Here is an 18,640-nt window from a genome sequence, read left to right on the forward strand (position 1 = left end):
CCGCCACTGAATTAAATCAATTCTATAATGTTTACGGCCAATTAACAATGCATTTTACCTAAATTTCAAAATTGTAAAATTTGCCATTTAATCGTCATCTCCCAGTACCCCATTTTCTGGATAATGGTCAACTAAACCCTTGCCTGTTCGTTCAGTGACTTGCCATTCATAATCGCAAACAGTTGGACTGAAAAACAATCCAGGTGATTTCACAAACTCCCTGCCAGAAATCTCAGCGAAGCGGTCGATTAGTTAAGCGCTATCATGGTATAATCAAAGGAAGCTACATATTCCAAAGGAGGACCTTGCCATGACTCAAGTTAACCCTTTTACCGAAGACGCTGTTCGTCGTTACCCTAAAGTTGAGCTGCACTGTCACCTTGATGGGTCAATCTCACTGCCAGCCTTACGGAAGATGGCGGCCGTGACTGGTGCCGAATTGCCGGCTAGCGATGCGGCGCTGCGAAAATTAGTGTCCGCGCCCATCGACACCGTCAGTCTAATCGACTATTTAAAGCGATTCCAAATAGTCACCGATCTCATGCAAACGCCGGAACAATTGCGCATTGCCGGTTACAACATGGTTCAGACTGCGGCGGCAGATGGCCTCATTTACTTAGAAACACGTTTTGCCCCCGCCATCTTCACCGAAAAGGGGCTGTCCATTCGTGAAGCCATCGCTGCCACGTTGGACGGCTTACACGCGGGCTCACAGGAATTTGGCATCCCGGTCAACGCCATCATCTGTGCCATGCGGGATCGGCCGTTAGACGAATGTATCACCGTCTTCCAGACCGCCGCTGAGTTCAAGGATCAGGGCGTGGTGGGTCTCGACTTTGCGGGCGATGAATATCACCATCCAACCCTCGACTTAGCTGATGCTGTTCGTGCTGGTCAAGCGACGGGATTACCATTTACAATTCACGCCGGCGAAGCGGGACCGGTCGATAACGTCGTAGTAGCCCTCACCTTGGGCGCTAAGCGAATCGGCCACGGCGTCCACATGAGTGGCTTTCCCGCAGCGATTGCCCAGACCAAGGAAGCTGGCGCAACGATTGAAATCTGCCCAACGAGTAATATTCAGACCAAGGCGGTTCAGTCCTGGGACGACTTCCCATTAGCGGAATTTCTCAGTGCCGGGCTAAAGGTCACCGTCAACACGGATGACCGGACCGTCTCTAACGTGACGTTGACCGATGAGTTCATCACGTTGCGGAAACACTTTGGCTTGGACTGGTCCCTCCTGGAACGCCTCACCCTCAATGCCATCGACGCCGCCTTCATTGACGACGATCAAAAAGAAACGTTGCGGGCCAAAGTCCTAGCCGCCCGCAACACCAGCCGCGTTTAACCCCGGCGTGTACCATGACTTTACGGTCGTGGTGCACTGGCTAAGTTAACGTAATTTTTAGCAAAAGGAAGTGTTCCCATGTCCCAAGATTATCCTTACCAAGATGCCTTCAACCGCGTCCTGCAACAGCGGGCCATGGCACAGGCCACCCAGGACGAGTATAACGCGACGTTGACCGACTTCTTTAAATACCTTGAAAACTTCAACCCCACTTATCAGCGAGAGCACCGGGTAAATCAACTCCAAACACCCGACGTTGAACAGTATTTAGGCATGTTGGTCGATGCCCGGCAGATTCAGAATCAGACCTACAATAAAGTGCTGTCCCACCTCAACGTCTATTTCAAATTTCTCTTCTCACACAGTTGGACGCCCTATCTCCCCACGCTGGATCTCAAAAGTAAGCCGAAACAGGCCGCTCAACCCGTCAATTACCAGTGGGTCGATCAATTAGACAGTCTACTTGCCGATCCGCGACTACACGTCTACACCCGCCTGACCCTTTTGCTCATCGCCCACGGCTACCCGGTACAGGCTTTTCTAGCGCCTAACTTCACGGCAACGCTGGATACTCACGCCTGGAATGCGGCGGCCCAGCAATTTTTAACCGAGCTACACGCTTTCCTGGCTCCCCTGCAACAGCGATTTCAGTCCCAAGACTGGCTGCTCAAGCAACGCGCGGCCGCCGATCCCCACCTCACCTTGCCCGGACTGCATAAGTACCTGCGGCCTGACCAGGCGCTCGTAGGATTTTCGCTGAGTCCCACGGTGCTCTACCAAGGTTATCTCGTGAACTATCTGCGCCGCCATCCCCAGTTATCCGACCGTGAAGCGATTGCGGCACTGCACCTTGAACCCGATTCCATTGACTATTATCGCCGTTTGGCCCGCCACGCAGACTAATTACGTGCCTCAGAGCACTGAACCCCCTATACTAATCAGTAAACGAACAAACTTGGGGGAATCATGATGAACAGAAAATGGGGATTATTTGGGGGCTGCCTACTGCTAATTGCTATCTTAGGGGGCGGCTTCTTATGGAGTCAATCACGGACAAGTAAGGTTAAGCAACCCACTCAAACGCACCGAGTCCAGCGCCAAGATACCTCATCCAAGCCCGTTACACAGCCGAAAGCCAAGCCGTGGATTAAGCTCAAACAACCGTTAAAGTTGCCCATTCTGATGTATCACAGCATTTCTAGTGGCAATCAGTTGCGCGTGCCGAAGAAGCAATTTGCCAGTGAGATGGCTTACCTGAAGCAGCATCACTACCGTACCCTCACCACGACCGAAGCCATCCGGGCGCTCACGACGAATTCAATTCCACAGAAGAAGGTCGTCTGGATTACCCTGGATGACGCCTACAAGGACAACCTGACGAATGGTCTGCCAGCACTGCAGGCGTACAAACTACACGCGACCATCAACGCCATCACGGGCTTCACGTACAAGCATAATCACCTTTCACTAGCTGAGATGAAACGGATGAAGGCTACGGGACGAGTCGACTTTGCAAGTCATACCGTGCAGCACCTGAATCTCGATGAACTCTCAGCGGCGCAACAGAAGAAGGAACTGGTCAACTCCAAGAAATGGCTGGATCAAAAGCTTGATCAGCAGACTGACATGCTCTGTTATCCGGCCGGTCGGGCCAACGCCACAACGCATCGTTTAGCCAAGCAAAGCGGTTATAAGATTGCGTTGACCACTCAGGAAGGCTTCGCCACCATGAAGCAAGGCCGCTACAATCTGTCACGGCTCCGGATTACGCCGGGAATGACGACGGCCACCTTTGCGGATCTGATTGCGGTGACGAATCGCTAATTTTAAATCATTGTAAGGCTGGGACAAGCGGTGCCCAGTCTTTTTGTTTATCAACAAATATTAGCAATTTATGATACAAATGTAAGCGGTTCCTATTGTGCTGTATCAACGTTCAGCGTACAATATAGGTAACGAGATAGGTTCGGTCCACAAGGAGGTCTTGACAATGGGGAGCGTCGCAACACTAGTGACCTGGTCATTCATGATTGTTTTAATCGGCGCAGAGATTGTGCGTGGAATCTTTATGTTTAAACGGTAATCCAGATAACCTACGAGTACGGCCGGCCAGTTGTGGCGGCCTTTTTTGCTGTGTCAGAGTTTAAGCGTGCTCCGGCGCCCTGAAGTGCCCAACTTCAGCTTGAAAAATCACCAGCCAGCTAACTACCGCCACGATGGCAAAGTCTTCGATCCATCCGGTCTGATGGTTAACCCACACCCAAATTAATCCGATAGTGGTAGCACCTGCAATCAAGTATTCCCGCCAACACGTTTGCCGCCAGCGGGTATACTGATCGGCTTGACCTAACTTATCGGCAAAGTTATCTAGTCGGCTTAACATCTTATTATTGATAATCGCCACGACGAGCAAAACGGTCACTGCTAAATTGAGATGATCAGCAAAAATGCAAGCCGGCGCCGCCATAAAATTAATCCACGACAGGTTACGAATGGTCGGCTGAATCTCTTTTAAAACTTCCGGCTTGCGCAACGTATCCGTCATGCCTTTATCTTCTTTGAGCAATGTATCGAGTGACAAATGGTAAAAATCACTTAACTCAATCAGGCTATCAATACTGGGATAACTATTCCCCGTTTCCCAGCTCGATACGGTCTGCCGTGAGACGTGCAAGACCTCTGCAACTGCTGACTGTGTTAAATTTTGCTGTTGACGTGTTTGTTTCAATCGCTCCCCGAATTCCATGATGGGCCTCCTCCAATGATGCCCATAGCATAGCAAATATCTTCAAATCTGCCTAGCAAACGTTCTAAGCAATGTTGATTTGCCGCGCTTTTAGTCCACTTTGTGGTTGGTTTTAGTCAGCTGTTCTTCCTGCGATCTGAGTCGCCCTAGCACCCGTCCCAACCACAGAAATAATAATGTCACCCAGCCCACCTGCGTGAGTAGGACTAAATTATTTTCCACAGTTGGTGACACCGACCACCACTGAGTTCCCAGTAAGGTGAGCGTCACCAAGATATTGCCCACCAAAGTTGGTAACCAGCCTTGACGCCACCGCCGTTCCCAAACCGGCTGTGTGCTGAGCCGTCCTTCGAATTTTTGTAGATAGAGAAAACCTGCCTGATTAGTCAAAACAGCCACAATTAAGATCCACTCACCGGCATTGGTCTGTAAAAAGAACGTCAACAGAATTAGAAACAAGAAGTTTAACCCGAGCATTACTTGACGGATCGGTCGTAAATTTTCCATGACTTCAGACTTCCGCAAATAGTCCAACATGCCAGTGTCTTCCTTAATTAAGATATCCAAGGATAACCCATACAGATTGCTAAGCGTCACTAAGCTGTCAATATCCGGATAGCTTTTCCCCGTCTCCCAACTTGAAATCGTCTGGCGCGAGACATTGACCTGTTCCGCCACCGCCTGCTGCGTTAGCTGATGGTCCGTTCTCGCTTGCTTTAGATTTTCTCCTAATGTCATTGTGTGCCTCCCACTCCTGATAGTATCAGCATAGCAAATGGGGCCAAATTTGTCGTGCTGAGATTGCTTGCAATGTTGATTTGACGGGATTAGTTTGCTCAATTATGTCGCCGATGGTTTCGCCAAACTACTCGTTCAATCTTAATAATTACCAAGCTAATAACCCCACAGTTTTTCCAGCTCACTGTCCTGATATCAACACTTTTGTACAAAACTCTTTGTGGGTAGAGTTGTTTGACCCCCATGGCTTTTCAAGGTATGCTTGCTTTAACACTAAACCAGCAAAAGACTAGATTTTAGTAATAACTCGCAAAAACCTTCGCCTGGTTTTCTCCTACAATTACTAGCCATTTAAGAGGTCCAACATTCTAAATCGGATCACCTGAACCACCGTATACTGGACTGATAACTTTATAAACACCAGCTCACTATCCTATTTTTCTGGGAGGTACTGTCCGATGCTTCATTTGACCTTATGGCCAACCATCAGCTTAATGTTACTCGCCCTAGCAATGAGGTACATCATCTCAAGACTTGCCCAGACACATCAACGACTTAACAAATTCATCTCTGGCAGCTGGCCGCAATTCATCATTATTTTTATCTTATCCGCCATTACTGTCATTTTAAATATCGACCAAGTCACCCCCACTTTTATATTTTGGTTGATCATCTTTAATATCGTCCTCGACGCTATCGTTTTCTGGTTAAACCTCCCCGAGAAACATAAATAGTCCACATTCGTTCTCCTTTTCCCTTTAGCCACCTGCATAAATAGGGTAAACTAGAGAAGGTTACTATTTTTTACATATATTGATGGGCGACGTTAATCGATTTTATCATTAGTCGCATCCCTCAATTTGGCTTCTTCTCTAGACATAATTGGAAAGGGTTTATCTCATGTTACTAGTTGCTTTCTTCTGTACCCTGTCCGCCTTTATCATGGCGATCATGGGGGTTGTTCAACGACCACAACACCTGCGCATGCTGGCCGGTATCTATATCGTGTACTACATCATCGCCATTGGTGTTGTCTTCGTCATTCTTCCTAGCAAGGCACTCTTCAGTCTGATCATTATGAACGTGATCAGCGGCGTGTTGTACCTGCCGTTTCTCGCCCTCAGCAGTCCCAACGTTGAAGTTGAGACGGGGTCTGGTGACAAACGCCCCCACGTTCGCAGTCGCAACAAAGGCCTGAACGTAGCCGCCGGTTTACTGGCCCTGCTGTTTGTGGTTAGTTTATTCGGTGCAGCCCAGACTAAGTTCGGCGTCAAACCGGTCTACAACTCGTTAAAAATCAAAACGATGAAGACTGCGCCGTTGCTGGATAAAAACGCTACGCCAATTGCGATCGCACCCAAGACCGTTCGGAATAAGATGAACAAGGCCATGAGTGCCGTGCCCAACACGTCTTACTACAAGCTAGGGGCATTACAGACACAAGTGGTGAAAGGCAAGACCGTCTACATTGCCCCCGTCGAGTTCGATGGCTTCTGGCGCTGGCAACGGGCTAGACAGTCCCCCGGTTACTTCATGATCGATGCCACCAACGTGAACGCCGAACCTCATTTTATCAAGCAATCGATGAGATATACGCCTAGCGCCTATCTCTTTGAAGACGCACAACGGGTGATCTACAACCGGTTCCCTGGCTGGGTTCAAGAAGGCCAACCACAACTCGAAATCAAAGACAGTGGTGAACCTTACTTCATCCAAACTGTCTACAAGGCGCGCGGCGTCTCTAGCCGAATCAACTACAAGAGTCTGCACGTGGTCGTATTAAACGCCAAGACCGGGGATACCCAGCTCTACACGGCGGCTGGTGCACCGAAGTTCATCAACGAATCCATCGCTTCCTCAACCGCGGCCGAAATGAACGAAATCTTCGGCTGGTACGGTAACGGCTATTTCAACGCCCACTTCAATAAGACCGGCGTCAAGGACCCTAACAGCAACGGGACCGAAGATGGCGTTACACCGGTCGTGGATAAGCACGGCAATATTTCCTACTTCAACGACTTCACGTCACCTAAGACCAGTGCGGACTCGACCATGGGTTACTCCATGATTAACGCCCGGACGGGAACACTGACCTACTACACCGGGAAAAACATCGGGGTGATGGACAGTGACGGTGCCAAGAAGATTGCCGAAAAGGAATACGTCGCGCAGAAATGGTCCGCAACGATGCCGATCATGTATAACATTGACGGCACGCCAACTTGGGTCGTCTCATTGCTAGACTCCACCGGGGCCTTCCGAAGCTACGCCTACATCAAGGCCGCCGATCAAAGTGTGAAAGCTTACGCCACGACGGCTACTCAAGCCCTCGACCAATACCGGGTACAACTAGCCACGGTTGGGTCAACGGCTAGTTCCACCACGAACTCTAAGACCATTAAGCTCAAAGGGACCGTGGAACGGGTCGTCGTCATTCCTAATGGTGACAACCAAAACGTCCTATTTGCCGTTAAGGGAAATGATACCCTCTGGACGGTTGGGACGGCCGACTACCCGAAGGCTGTCTTGATGAAGACCGGCGATCAGGTTAAACTGACGGGCCGTGTCAATGAATCGGCCAAGACTGGGACGGTTGAGTCTTACGTTAACCAGACGTTTAAGTAGGCTTACGCTTAGGTACTGGCTCTATCTGACGTACCTGTAACGATGTCTTTTAAAAACGGTGTCTCTCCAATGTAGGGGGGACACCGTTTTTACGTTTCACCATAAACTGGTCACTTATTTGCGTGACGCCAATCGATAAACACATCATGTACAATAGCAACAAAGCACATGACGATACCACAGCAAAGTGCGCTTGCCACCCACCAAATCCAGTACAGCCATCCGGTTAAAAGGGTCGACACTGACCAAAAGAAAAGGAGGACGCCCCACCCTATGATCCCAAGAATAATGCTTGCGTAGACGCCATATTTTCCGGTCCATATTCTCTTAGGATATTTGATGGCGTAGGCAACTGACAATAGCGATATTACCAATATTATCGCTGTAATCAAGAGCCTAACCACTAGTGACCCGCGTAGACTAAGACCAAAAAATAGCGGTAAAAAGATACTGAGGAAAATAAGACTATAATTTTTCATTGATAAGATCACGACTTATAGTAACCACCTTTAAAGTGAAAGATTCGCCCGTACTTAAATCCCTTACTAGAGGCTTTAAAGACCACCACTTCGAACTTTAGAACAGGTCAGTTATTGAGTTCATGCTATATCTTCCAGTTAGAGTTAGTCAAGTTGTATCTGCACTATATTATATGAGAGCTGAACGTGACTAAATCGCAAACCTCTAACAATACATCAAAATAATCCCCGTCACCATTTGTTCCTGCCATTGACAGTCCACCACCTCACTCATAAAATTGATCATGTATTCTACAAGGAGGAGTTCCATGCATAAATCAAAGATACTGATGACCAGCTTGTTAGCCGTGCTGGGGTTGATCATTGGGTTCACCACTACCACTGCTATCTCTCAGCCCACAAGTATCATCGCCAAAACCACCAAGAAAGCCAAAACACCAGCTTGGAAGTTACCTTCTGAGACCAAGGCTTACCCCAATCTCAAGAAGCACAAGCACGCCTTCATCAAGGTTTCCATTGCCAAGCAGCGCGTGTACATCATGGCTAGCAAGAAGAAAGTGCTCTACACCATGAAATGCTCAACTGGGAAGAAATCCTCCCCAACGCCTAAGGGAACCTTCCACATCCAAAACCGTGGCACGCACTTCTACAACGCCAGCTCCAAGGAAGGCGCCAACTACTGGACGTCCTTCAAAGGCTGGGGAATCTACCTTTTCCATTCCGTCCCTGTCAACAAGCATGGCAAGTACGTCCGCAGCGAAGCCAAGAAGCTCGGCAAACGCGCCAGTCATGGTTGCGTGAGACTGAGTGTCGCTGATGCCCATTGGATTTACAATCACGTGCCTTACAAGATGAAAGTTGTCATTCGCTAACGGTTAAAAGAACCGGCATCACTCATGAATTTGGGTGGTGCCGGTTTTTATCATGAAATTTATCAAGCGAAATGACAGTTAAAGCCCCATTTATGCGTTGCATTGTTCTTAGAAGTGATCACAATGTCAAAAAATACAACCTTAACGATCCGTTTGAACAAAGAGATTAAAGAGCATGCCGCAAAAGTTATCTCAGGTATGGGACTCGATTTAAGCACAGCTATTAATATGTTTTTAGTGGAGATTAGTAAAACAAATAAATTGCCATTCACACCAACTAGCGATCCTGAATTCCCTGATATTTGAAATGACAACCCTCAAGACATTACATTGTAAAGTTTAACCAGCAAATTGGTATCGCCGATGATGGGAGAAACTATGGGAAAGAAAACAACGATTAAATAAGGTCATCTCATTGCCTCCTAAATCCAGCTCGGTTGATCGCCATCGGTACCGGCCTTGTCCAGACCAACACTGGCATCGCGATACGTTTCGGGATGGGTGATGACCTTCAGGGCAAAGTCAGCCACACTCTGCCGCGAGACCTCAGTCCCCTTGAAGTCCTCGCCCAACTGCGTTTCTTCATAGTCGATCTCATCACGATCAGTTAACCAGGCTGGGCGAATCTCGGTATACGTGATCCCCGAATCGGCCACTAGCTTCGCCGTCTGCCGGAAGCCGGGAAGAAAGGCCGCAATCGCGTGTTCGTTCCATTCACCGAACTTGCCAGGAACCTCATGGTGTGCACCCAGCGCACTGATGTAAATCAGCCGTTTTTTACCGGTCTGGTGCATGGCTGTCAAGACACTCTGCGTCTGGTCGGCCAGATCCGGGCCACCCAAGTTAGAGTAAACGATATCGGCATCCGCCATGGCCTTAGCCACCGCTGCGGTATCCTTGATATCACCATCTACCAACGTCACCCGATCATTCGTCGCATAGCGATTCAAGCGATCGGCATTGCGTAAGAAAAGTGTGAGTGAGACCGTTGTTTCTGCCAACAAGCGATCGGTTAGCAATTGGGCCATTGCACCGTGAGCCCCTAAAATCATAATTTTTGTCATTATTCCGTTCCTCCATCATTATTTACCATGAGAATTGTCTGCTCCGTGAGACCTCTCACGTGGTTCGCTATCAAGCTAGTAGTGATCCTTCATCTATTGTAGGCCACGATGATCTTAATGATTTCCACCACTAATCAATTCTCTTTCATCAGGCGGCAGCGTTGCAATCTTCGCTTCCAAGTGACTCAGAGAACCTTGCAACTGCCGAATTTCCGATCGCAGTTCCACCGCTCGTCCTTGCAACAACTGACGCTGTACCTGTGTCGTCTGGGTAACCACCTCCAGCTTGATCAATTGCTTAATTTCAGCAAGCTTGACGCCACATTGGCGCAGCTCCAAGACTTCACGCAACCGATTCACGTCGGCTACCGAGTAATCACGAATGCCATTGATTCGCGCTACGGGAGCCATCACACCGATCTGTTCATAGTAACGCAATGTCCAGGTGCTCGTCTGCAACTGCTTAGCGACTTCATTGATTTTCACGCCGCGTACCTCCATTCTCATCGTTAACATCCGCGTAACGACCAATATTTAACTACTAGACCGGTAAAATTTCAATGGTCGCCGACTGGGGCCCCGCCTGCAACATGGGCAACAGGTAGGCACTGTCTTGGTATTTTTGCCGATAGGCGTCGTCAATTTCCCCTGTGAGCCTAGCATCAGCGGCTACCGGGCTGAGACTGACTTTGAAGTTTTCTCCCGCCAAATGAATCCGCCCACCACGTTGGCTGACTGCCGATTGGTACCACGCTGAACGCTGCCCGTTCCAAGCCCGTACAAAGAGGTGCTGACCAACCACGACCGACCAAATCCACGTTGGCGTGCCGTAAGTTCGACCATCGCTATAAAATGGGGCAATGCGCAAGTCATCGGCAGCAGCAAACCGCTTCAGACACTGGACTGTCCATTGTTTCATGCTAACAACACCTCCCAACCCATCACTTTAACCTCATCTTATGACTTGACTTTCTCTATGTCTAATGCTTAGATTAAATTGATATCTATACAATTCAGTTATAGGAGATGAAAATGATGGAACTACGTGTTCTCCGTTACTTTTTGATGGTGGTCCAAGAAAAAAACATTAGTCAAGCCTCGGCACGGCTACACGTTTCACAGCCAACCGTTTCCCGCCAACTGAAAGAACTAGAAACTGAACTAGACACCACGCTGTTTGAACGTGGTAATCGGACCATCCAGCTCACACCAGACGGTGAATACTTTGCCAATCAAGCACGCCAAATCCTGTCATTAACTGATAAGACGCTCGCTAATATTCATCAGGAAAAAGACATCAGCGGCGCCGTGTTCATCGGGAGCGCAGAAGCCCGCAGTATGTTGACCGTCGCCCAGGCAATTGGCCACCTCAACCAGCGCCATCCCCACATTCAAGTCAACCTCGTCAGCACCGACGCTTCAGACGTACACCAACACCTGTCTTCCGGTGTTTTCGATTTTGGCGTGGTCATGGAACCCTTGGATAAGTCGGACTATGATTTCTTACGTTTACCCGGTGAGAGTCGCTGGGGACTACTAGTTCAAAATAGCTCACCGTTAGCCCGACAGGAGACGGTCAGTCTTGAGGACGTAACCAATTCTCGCCTAATCCTACCGCAACAGGGCGGCAGCGCCCGAATCCATGACGTCTTCGGCCTGACACAATCGGAACTAGATGTGGTCGCTACTTACAATTTACTTTATAATGCCTCGCTGTTAGTTTCTGCTGGTGTCGGCAACGCGCTCGGTCTTGACGGCATCATCAACACCAATCAATCCGATCTCACTTTCGTCCCGCTCGCACCACGCACTTCCTCGGGATCAAGCTTTGTTTGGCTCAAGGGGCAACGCCTATCAGCCGCCGCTCAGGCCTTATTGACTCAGGTTCGAACGGAATTGACACCTACCGAAAATTAAATAATTACGCCCAACAGCCACTATCCGGTTTAAAAATCCGGTGGTGGCTATTTTCTACAATAACGGTCACCTCGCTAAACAGTCTAAAAGCCGCCGACCACCCGACTTCTCTCGGTTAGACCCAATCGCAGCCTCTATTAACTACTAATGTAAAAATCACTGAAATTGTTGCACGATTTGGCAATCTTTTTACCAAAAAAGGCTGGAAAATTCTCCAGCCTCTTTTCTAGCTATTCACAATTTCCTTCAAATTGACTTAGTCCCCCACTGGATGCCAACCATTCGGATCGGACAACCGGTTCAAGAAGGCCATATCCTTATCGTCAATCTCAAAATCGAGTTCGGTGTTGGCCCGAACGTGTGCCATCGACCGTCCCTTAGGGAGTGGTGCCACGCCCTTTTGCACGATGTAGCGCAGAGCTAACTGTGGAATTGACACACCATACTTGTCCGCCAGTCGCTCCAGTTCGGGACTATCCACCAACCCACCAGTAGCCAGTGGTGAGTAAGCCTGAACCGTAATCTGATTGGCTGCCGCCGTCTTCACGATCGTCTCCTGCGTATGGCCCACGTAGTACTGAATCTGATCGACAGCTGGCTTCACCGTCAGACCATCCCACGTCAACAGGTTCTCAAGGTCATGCGAATTAAAGTTCGACACACCGATCGACTTGGCCCGACCGCTGCGATAGATATCCTGCATGGCCCGCCAAACGTCCCGATTTTCTGCATCGTGGTTAGACCCCATCTGCGCCCACGGCCACGGCGCGTGGATGATGTAAGAATCCACATAGTCAAGATCTAACGCCGCCAAACTACTGTCAAAGTCCGCCAGCGCGGCATCGTAAGACTTGGATTCGGCTGGCAGCTTGGTCTGCACGAAGACATCCTCCCGAGCAACCTCGCTGTCGCGCAAGGCTTCGCCGACGCTCTGCTCATTGTTATAGGCCTTAGCGGTATCAATGAACCGATACCCCGCCTTCAAGGCATTGCTGACTGCATCGTAGGTTTCCTTACCGGGCCGCGTTTGCCAGGTCCCGAACCCAACCTTAGGCATCTTCAAGCCGTTATTTAAGTCAAAAGTATCCGTAATTGTTGGCATTTTCAGTCCTCCATTAATCAGTGATACCACCAACTTAGACCCTTAGTCCTACTCTAAGGCAACTCATTAGTCTTGACTTTTTTCGCCCAATCGACGGTCGCCAACTGCTAATTCCACTCAGACGTGCTAGTGCCAGATTAGACCGTGTGAACGTACGAAAAAAAGGTCTGGAATAAGCTTCCAGACCCCGTTGAAACGCTAGCTGCAGCTACTTTTCCCAGCCACAAAGTTTGTAGTGATGGTGCTTGGCCCATTTTAGGGTGACGTGTTTCAGCTTCCCGGCATGGTTCAACCCCCGACACCGCTTGGCGTAATGGTACTTCTTCCCGTGATTAGGTGCGATCCAAACCTTAGTACTTTTAGCTTCCGCCGTGGTTGCTGGTGTCGCCAAGGGTTCGGCCAGGCCGCCCAAGGTGAAGGTAACGGCAATCAACAAAACTGCCTTGCGTAGTCTCTGCATAAACATCCTCCCGAATAATGCGTTATCTTAATTTCACTGCTTAATTATATCGGGTAGGCGTTAATCCGGCAATCTAAACTTTACGCTAGACCAGATCTTCTGGTCGAACGGCCTGATAGAGCGCAAACGCCCCGTCCAGATTGACCACGTTGAAGCCATGTTGTCGTAAGAGTCTTTCCGCAATATAACTGCGTTGCCCACTGAAACAGCTGACCACATAAGGCTGCTGTACATCCAGCTCACCCAGGCGATCTCGCAACTGATTCAGTGGAATATTCAGACTACCCTTGAATCTGCCGGCGCGTAGCTCATCAGCATCCCGCACATCCAACAATTGCCGTCCTGCCGCCAGAGCCGCTGGCAGTTCATGCCACTGAATCGTCTGGCTAATTCCTTCGGCAACGTTCATTGCGGCATAACCCAGCATGTTGACCGGGTCCTTGGCCGAGCCAAATGGCGGCGCATAAGTCAATTCCAGTTCCGGCAAATCATCAATGGTAAGGCCACCTTTAATGGCCGTCGCCAAAATGTCGATTCGCTTATCCACGCCCTGTTCCCCGACGCCTTGAGCCCCGTAGATCTGGCCCGATTTCGGATTAAAGACTAATTTCAACGTCATGGGCGTCCCACCGGGAAAATAACTCGCGTGACTCTCGCCGCGAACGTGAACCACCTGATAATCTAGTCCCAATTGATTGGCCTGATATTCACTGAACCCCGTCGCTGCGGCAGCGAGCTGGAAGACCCGCACAATAGCGGTCCCCAGGCTCCCCCGATTCGGATGATTCAGACCTGCTAAGTTATCAGCTACCTGCCGACCTTGGCGATTGGCTGGTGACGCCAACGAGATCAGCGCGTCCTGTCCATTTAGTTGTTGCTTCACCACGATGGCATCCCCCACCGCATAAATATCGGGGTCACTGGTCTGATAGTGCTCGTTAACGACAATGCCCCCGTGCAATCCCAACTGCAAGCCGGCTGCTTGGGCCAACTGACTGGCTGGCCGAACTCCCACTGCCATCAGCGTGAGGTCGGTCTGTAGGCGCGTGCCATCCGTTAAAATAGCCGTTTGGCCGTGATCTTCCAGACTGGCTAACCCGTGACCGGTGACCACTTTGACGCCGTTTCGCTCAAGTTCTGTCTGGACAAACGCCGCCATTTCAGTGTCTAGCGGTGGCAAGACGTGTGGGGCTTGTTCCACGACTGTCACGGCTAAGCCGCTTAACTTCAGATTCTCGGCGACTTCCAGACCGATAAAGCCCCCACCAACGACTAAGACCTGCTTAACCGTCTTCGTTTGCAAGCCAGCCATAAGTTGGTCAAGATCCGGAATATTGCGTAACGCATACACATTATCGGCCGCCGCAATCCCCGGCAAATCTGGCATAATTGGTTGTGCACCGGGGGGACAGAATCAACTTGTCATAGGACTCGCGCACCAACTGGCCAGCATGCCGAACCACCACTTCATGACTGGCGGTTAAGATTTGAACGACTTCATGATTAGGACGCACGTCGAGGTTGAAGCGCTGCTGTAACTTCTCTGGTGTCTGAACCATCAGTTGCGCACGGTCACTAATTTCTCCAGACAGATAGAAGGGGAGCCCGCAATTGGCAAAGGACACATAGGGTCCCTTCTCCAGAACCACAATTTCCGCGTGCTCATCCAACCGCCGCAGCCGGGTTGCGGCTGACATTCCACCGGCGACGCCACCAACAATGACAACTTTCATCTGCAAAAACATCCTTTCTGCTCATCTGATATACCCCACTGGGCATCTCAGCGCCTAGTATACTGGAATTCGCCAAATTTACAAGGGTTTTGAAATCGGTTACCGTTGCGTCGGCTTAAGTTTCCGCCTACAATTATGGAGATAGCCCTAAAATTAAATTTTATTTGAAACCATCACCAAACTAAAACTGTCTGCGGAAGTAACCGGCGCAACGCCCCTCTACTTTCCGCAGCAGTCAATCTCAAAGGAGAATCAGCCATGGCTTACATCGAAGTTAACCATGAAACTCGAGAATTTATGCAAGGTAATCACGTGACCACCGCCAACCGCGATATTTCCTTTAGCGTGGCCCAAGGTGAAATCGTCACTATCCTGGGCCCCAGCGGTGCCGGTAAGTCCACGTTACTCAATATTTTGGGTGGCATGGACAGTCCCACCAGTGGTCAGGTTCTGATTGACGGTCAGGACATCGCCCAGCTCAATGCTAAACAGCTCACCACCTATCGCCGGCAAGACGTCGGCTTCGTCTTTCAATTCTACAATCTGGTGCCGAATCTGACCGCCCGGGAGAACGTCGAACTGGCGTCTCAGATCACTGCCGACGCCCATGACGTTAGCGCCACGCTGGCCCTCGTGGGTCTCACTGAGCGTGCCAACAACTTCCCGGCACAACTCTCTGGTGGTGAGCAACAGCGGGTGGCCATTGCGCGGGCAATCGCGAAGAATCCCAAATTACTCCTGTGTGATGAACCCACCGGGGCATTAGACTACCAGACGGGTAAACAGGTTCTGCAAGTCATTCAAGACGGGGCGCGGCAGACTAATATGACCGTGATTATTGTCACCCACAACAGCGCGATCGCGAAGATGGGCGACCAAATTATTCACATCAACGATGCCCAGATCCAATCAGCTCGGCATAACCCTAATCCTACGCCAATTGACGCCATCGAATGGTAGGTGCACCCATGACAACCAGTTACTTTAAAGCTATTTTGCGTGAAATTCGACGCTCCCAGGCACGCTTCCTGTCGATCATGTTGATCATTTTTCTCGGGGTCGCCTTCTACACAGGTATCCGGGCGACGGGGCCCGACATGCTTCAAGCCGCTAAGGACTACTACGCTCAGCAAAAATTAGCAACGAATAGCATTCAGTCCACAGCAGGCCTGACGAACCAAGACCTCGCGATTCTTCACCGTCACCGTGACCAGCTCAGTTACCAGGCCACTAAATATCTCGATATCAATCAATTGAACAACAATCAGACCGTTCGCGTAGCCGAATTGCCTACTCAGCAACGGCTTAATCGCCTCACGGTAGTCAACGGGCGTCTGCCCCATAAGGCCAATGAGATTGTGCTCGATCAGCAAGCCCGAACACTCCAACCGCACCTCAAGTTAGGAGAAACCTACCGGGTCGCTACCACGGCTAAGGGCAATCGAGCCTTCAATCGACGGACGTTCACCGTGGTGGGCTTTGTCAACTCCCCCCGTTACATCGAGCAACGTACTCGCGGCGTAACCAACGTGGGTAAGGGGACGCTCGATTACTTTGCGCTGGTTAGACCGGGAACACTCAAACAGTCCGTCTACAGCCGCATCGACGTTCAATTTCACAATTTAGCCAACGTCGCCCCTTACTCTACAAAATACCGACGCCTCAATCGCAGCAATACGGCCCGACTCAAACGCTGGCTGCACCCACGCGCCGCCCAGCGTCAGCAGCAACTCCAACAGCAGGCTCGGTCTAAGCTCGCTCCCCGAGTCGCGCAACTGCAGCAACTCGCTCAACAGCTCCCCGCCGATTCACCTACCTTACGTAAGGCCCAAGCACAACTCAACGAGGCCAAACACAAAATTGCCGCAATTGCGCCGCCAACCTACCTGTACACTGGCCGGGCTGCTAATCCAGGGTACAGTGAGTATCACGAGAATACGCAACGGATCGTTGCCCTATCCACCGTCTTCCCGCTCTTCTTCATCGCGATTGCTGCGCTCATCTGCCTCACCACCATGACACGGATGGTCACGGAGCTACGCATTCAAATGGGAACACTGAAAGCCCTAGGTTACAGTAATGCCGCCATCGGTAGTGAATTTCTACTCTACGGCGGATTAGCTAGTCTGCTGGGCACCATCCTCGGTGTCGGCTTCGGCGTCAATTTCTTCCCGCGCTTCATCGCACAAGCCTACGGTAGCATGTACAATCTTCCACCCATCAACGTGCAATATATCGGGACGGATATTCTCATTGCGTTAGTCATCGCGTTAGCCTGCACCATGGGGAGCGCCGCCATCGTTTTGCGCGTCGACCTCGCTAGCAGTCCCGCTACTCTCATGCAGCCTAAAGCGCCCAAGGCCGGTAAAACTCTCTGGTTAGAACACTGGCACAGTCTCTGGCAACGTTTAAGTTTTAATCACAAGGTTACCTTACGGAATCTTTTCCGTTATAAACAGCGCCTGCTGATGACCGTCCTCGGAATCGCTGGCTGCATGGCGATGATGATTACTGGCTTTGGCCTCAAAGACTCCATCGGCGATATCAGTCTCAAACAATTCGATGCGCTTTGGCATTACGATGCAGTCGTCGTTCGAGATGGTCACCAGACCGGCGCACAACGGCACGCTCTACGGCAACAACCACTGTATCAAAAAGATCTGCTCCTTAACCAAACCCAGGTAACGGTCGAACGCAGTGGCGTGGCTAATCAGACCGCCACACTCAGTGTCCCGCAGCAGCCACAACGTCTTCACCACTTCGTCGTGCTTCGAAATCGCCAGACCCACCAGTCTTACACGCTTAACCAGCGCGGAGCCGTCATTGACGAGAAATTAGCGAAGCTCTATCACGTTCAAGTCGGGGATCGCCTGCCCGTTAAGCTCGGCAACCATCCCACCAAATCCGTGCGAATCGCCGCCGTCTCAGAGAACTACGTCAATCACTTTATCTACCTGTCGCCACAGTATTATCGTCAAGCCTTCGGTCATGCCGCGGTCTACAATAGCAATCTCGTTCAGTTCAAGCGTCACGGCCAACGCGCGCAGGATCAATTTGCCAGCAACCTGCTCAAAACAGCGGGCATCCTGAACGTGACCTTGCTGAGTACTGAGAAGCAGACTAACTTCCAAATGCTGGATACCATGGACTTGGTGGTCATTATCTTCGTCATTGCCGCGGGCGCATTGGCTTTAGTGGTGCTCTACAATCTAACGAATATCAACGTCTCAGAACGGATTCGCGAGTTGTCCACGATCAAGGTGCTCGGCTTTTACGATGGTGAAGTGACCCTGTACATCTTCCGCGAAAACCTGATTCTCACCGCGATGGGGATCGTTTTGGGCTGCTTCATGGGCGATTGGCTCCACAGCTATATTCTCAATACAGCGGAAACGGATAACCTGATGTTCTCGCCAGAGATCCACCCCATCAGCTACGTTTACTCGGCGTTACTGACCTTAGCATTCAGCTTACTGGTCATGTGGCTGATGCACCGCAAGCTCAAGCGGATCAACATGTTGGACGCTTTGAAGTCCGTGGATTAGTGGAGCGG

16 protein-coding genes and 1 pseudogene are annotated in these 18,640 nt (G+C 50.3%); 9 read left to right on the forward strand and 8 right to left on the reverse strand.

What is annotated here, in order from left to right; genetic code table 11:
• Positions 1 to 310: 310 nt before the first annotated feature.
• From add to HF569_RS05960, 3 genes are all read left to right on the forward strand, one after another.
• Positions 311 to 1,351 (forward strand): adenosine deaminase, encoded by a 1,041-nt coding sequence (add, locus tag HF569_RS05950; RefSeq protein WP_168901692.1) that lies wholly within the window; start codon positions 311 to 313, stop codon positions 1,349 to 1,351.
• A gap of 78 nt (positions 1,352 to 1,429) precedes the next feature.
• Positions 1,430 to 2,254, forward strand: coding sequence for a site-specific integrase (locus HF569_RS05955; protein ID WP_168901693.1), 825 nt, complete (start codon positions 1,430 to 1,432; stop codon positions 2,252 to 2,254).
• A gap of 66 nt (positions 2,255 to 2,320) precedes the next feature.
• Positions 2,321 to 3,175, forward strand: coding sequence for a polysaccharide deacetylase family protein (locus HF569_RS05960; RefSeq protein WP_168901694.1), 855 nt, complete (start codon positions 2,321 to 2,323; stop codon positions 3,173 to 3,175).
• Between the two features lie 319 nt (positions 3,176 to 3,494).
• Here HF569_RS05960 and HF569_RS05965 read toward each other — a convergent pair whose 3' ends face one another.
• Both HF569_RS05965 and HF569_RS12405 read right to left on the reverse strand, forming a co-directional pair.
• Positions 3,495 to 4,097, reverse strand: a complete 603-nt coding sequence (locus HF569_RS05965) for a helix-turn-helix domain-containing protein (RefSeq protein ID WP_168901695.1) — start codon at positions 4,095 to 4,097, stop codon at positions 3,495 to 3,497.
• Positions 4,098 to 4,187: 90 nt separating this feature from the next.
• On the reverse strand, positions 4,188 to 4,835 hold the full coding sequence (locus HF569_RS12405) for a helix-turn-helix transcriptional regulator (protein ID WP_232842577.1): 648 nt from the start codon (positions 4,833 to 4,835) through the stop codon (positions 4,188 to 4,190).
• A 900-nt stretch (positions 4,836 to 5,735) separates the two neighbouring features.
• Here HF569_RS12405 and HF569_RS05975 point away from each other — a divergent pair.
• The 3 genes from HF569_RS05975 (at position 5,736) to HF569_RS05985 (ending at position 9,117) form a co-directional block, all read left to right on the forward strand.
• Entirely contained in the window at positions 5,736 to 7,460 is a 1,725-nt protein-coding gene (locus tag HF569_RS05975) for a hypothetical protein (protein ID WP_168901696.1), read from the forward strand.
• Between the two features lie 787 nt (positions 7,461 to 8,247).
• On the forward strand, positions 8,248 to 8,811 hold the full coding sequence (locus HF569_RS05980) for a L,D-transpeptidase (RefSeq protein ID WP_168901697.1): 564 nt from the start codon (positions 8,248 to 8,250) through the stop codon (positions 8,809 to 8,811).
• 123 nt (positions 8,812 to 8,934) lie between these two features.
• Positions 8,935 to 9,117, forward strand: a complete 183-nt coding sequence (locus HF569_RS05985; RefSeq protein WP_168901698.1) for a type II toxin-antitoxin system RelB/DinJ family antitoxin — start codon at positions 8,935 to 8,937, stop codon at positions 9,115 to 9,117.
• A gap of 116 nt (positions 9,118 to 9,233) precedes the next feature.
• Here HF569_RS05985 and HF569_RS05990 read toward each other — a convergent pair whose 3' ends face one another.
• From HF569_RS05990 to HF569_RS06000, 3 genes are all read right to left on the reverse strand, one after another.
• On the reverse strand, positions 9,234 to 9,875 hold the full coding sequence (locus HF569_RS05990; protein ID WP_168901699.1) for an NAD(P)H-binding protein: 642 nt from the start codon (positions 9,873 to 9,875) through the stop codon (positions 9,234 to 9,236).
• A 114-nt stretch (positions 9,876 to 9,989) separates the two neighbouring features.
• Positions 9,990 to 10,361: a MerR family transcriptional regulator gene (locus HF569_RS05995; protein WP_168901700.1), complete on the reverse strand. Its 372-nt coding sequence runs from the start codon at positions 10,359 to 10,361 to the stop codon at positions 9,990 to 9,992.
• Positions 10,362 to 10,416: 55 nt separating this feature from the next.
• Positions 10,417 to 10,794, reverse strand: coding sequence for a DUF2255 family protein (locus tag HF569_RS06000; RefSeq protein ID WP_168901701.1), 378 nt, complete (start codon positions 10,792 to 10,794; stop codon positions 10,417 to 10,419).
• 116 nt (positions 10,795 to 10,910) lie between these two features.
• Between HF569_RS06000 and HF569_RS06005 the strand changes: the two genes are divergently transcribed.
• Positions 10,911 to 11,792 carry a LysR family transcriptional regulator gene (locus HF569_RS06005; protein WP_168901702.1) on the forward strand — a complete coding sequence of 294 codons (882 nt, stop codon included), beginning with the start codon at positions 10,911 to 10,913 and terminating at the stop codon, positions 11,790 to 11,792.
• Between the two features lie 256 nt (positions 11,793 to 12,048).
• On the opposite strand, the gene HF569_RS06010 is transcribed toward HF569_RS06005, so the two are convergent.
• The 3 genes and pseudogenes from HF569_RS06010 to HF569_RS06020 all read right to left on the reverse strand — a co-directional run bounded on the left by HF569_RS06010 (position 12,049) and on the right by HF569_RS06020 (position 15,087).
• Entirely contained in the window at positions 12,049 to 12,894 is an 846-nt protein-coding gene (locus HF569_RS06010) for an aldo/keto reductase family protein (RefSeq protein WP_168901703.1), read from the reverse strand.
• Between the two features lie 208 nt (positions 12,895 to 13,102).
• On the reverse strand, positions 13,103 to 13,354 hold the full coding sequence (locus tag HF569_RS06015; protein ID WP_168901704.1) for a hypothetical protein: 252 nt from the start codon (positions 13,352 to 13,354) through the stop codon (positions 13,103 to 13,105).
• 85 nt (positions 13,355 to 13,439) lie between these two features.
• Positions 13,440 to 15,087, reverse strand: a pseudogene (locus tag HF569_RS06020) (FAD-dependent oxidoreductase).
• Positions 15,088 to 15,345: 258 nt separating this feature from the next.
• On the opposite strand from HF569_RS06020, the gene HF569_RS06025 reads away from it, so the two are divergent.
• Both HF569_RS06025 and HF569_RS06030 read left to right on the forward strand, forming a co-directional pair.
• Positions 15,346 to 16,047 carry an ABC transporter ATP-binding protein gene (locus HF569_RS06025; RefSeq protein WP_168901705.1) on the forward strand — a complete coding sequence of 234 codons (702 nt, stop codon included), beginning with the start codon at positions 15,346 to 15,348 and terminating at the stop codon, positions 16,045 to 16,047.
• Positions 16,048 to 16,055: 8 nt separating this feature from the next.
• Positions 16,056 to 18,632: an ABC transporter permease gene (locus HF569_RS06030; RefSeq protein ID WP_232842578.1), complete on the forward strand. Its 2,577-nt coding sequence runs from the start codon at positions 16,056 to 16,058 to the stop codon at positions 18,630 to 18,632.
• The last annotated feature ends 8 nt before the right edge of the window (positions 18,633 to 18,640 follow it).

It is taken from the genome of Levilactobacillus tujiorum (assembly GCF_012641185.1).
In the GTDB taxonomy this organism is placed as follows: domain Bacteria; phylum Bacillota; class Bacilli; order Lactobacillales; family Lactobacillaceae; genus Levilactobacillus; species Levilactobacillus tujiorum.

What these genes read in the sequence shown, in the direction of transcription:
- add (WP_168901692.1), top strand. Translation starts at nt 311, where the DNA reads ATGACTCAAGTTAACCCTTTTACCGAAGACGCTGTTCGTCGTTACCCT.
- HF569_RS05955 (WP_168901693.1), top strand. Translation starts at nt 1,430, where the DNA reads ATGTCCCAAGATTATCCTTACCAAGATGCCTTCAACCGCGTCCTGCAA.
- HF569_RS05960 (WP_168901694.1), top strand. Translation starts at nt 2,321, where the DNA reads ATGAACAGAAAATGGGGATTATTTGGGGGCTGCCTACTGCTAATTGCT.
- HF569_RS05965 (WP_168901695.1), bottom strand. Translation starts at nt 4,097, where the DNA reads ATGGAATTCGGGGAGCGATTGAAACAAACACGTCAACAGCAAAATTTA.
- HF569_RS12405 (WP_232842577.1), bottom strand. Translation starts at nt 4,835, where the DNA reads ATGACATTAGGAGAAAATCTAAAGCAAGCGAGAACGGACCATCAGCTA.
- HF569_RS05975 (WP_168901696.1), top strand. Translation starts at nt 5,736, where the DNA reads ATGTTACTAGTTGCTTTCTTCTGTACCCTGTCCGCCTTTATCATGGCG.
- HF569_RS05980 (WP_168901697.1), top strand. Translation starts at nt 8,248, where the DNA reads ATGCATAAATCAAAGATACTGATGACCAGCTTGTTAGCCGTGCTGGGG.
- HF569_RS05985 (WP_168901698.1), top strand. Translation starts at nt 8,935, where the DNA reads ATGTCAAAAAATACAACCTTAACGATCCGTTTGAACAAAGAGATTAAA.
- HF569_RS05990 (WP_168901699.1), bottom strand. Translation starts at nt 9,875, where the DNA reads ATGACAAAAATTATGATTTTAGGGGCTCACGGTGCAATGGCCCAATTG.
- HF569_RS06000 (WP_168901701.1), bottom strand. Translation starts at nt 10,794, where the DNA reads ATGAAACAATGGACAGTCCAGTGTCTGAAGCGGTTTGCTGCTGCCGAT.
- HF569_RS06005 (WP_168901702.1), top strand. Translation starts at nt 10,911, where the DNA reads ATGGAACTACGTGTTCTCCGTTACTTTTTGATGGTGGTCCAAGAAAAA.
- HF569_RS06010 (WP_168901703.1), bottom strand. Translation starts at nt 12,894, where the DNA reads ATGCCAACAATTACGGATACTTTTGACTTAAATAACGGCTTGAAGATG.
- HF569_RS06015 (WP_168901704.1), bottom strand. Translation starts at nt 13,354, where the DNA reads ATGCAGAGACTACGCAAGGCAGTTTTGTTGATTGCCGTTACCTTCACC.
- HF569_RS06025 (WP_168901705.1), top strand. Translation starts at nt 15,346, where the DNA reads ATGGCTTACATCGAAGTTAACCATGAAACTCGAGAATTTATGCAAGGT.
- HF569_RS06030 (WP_232842578.1), top strand. Translation starts at nt 16,056, where the DNA reads ATGACAACCAGTTACTTTAAAGCTATTTTGCGTGAAATTCGACGCTCC.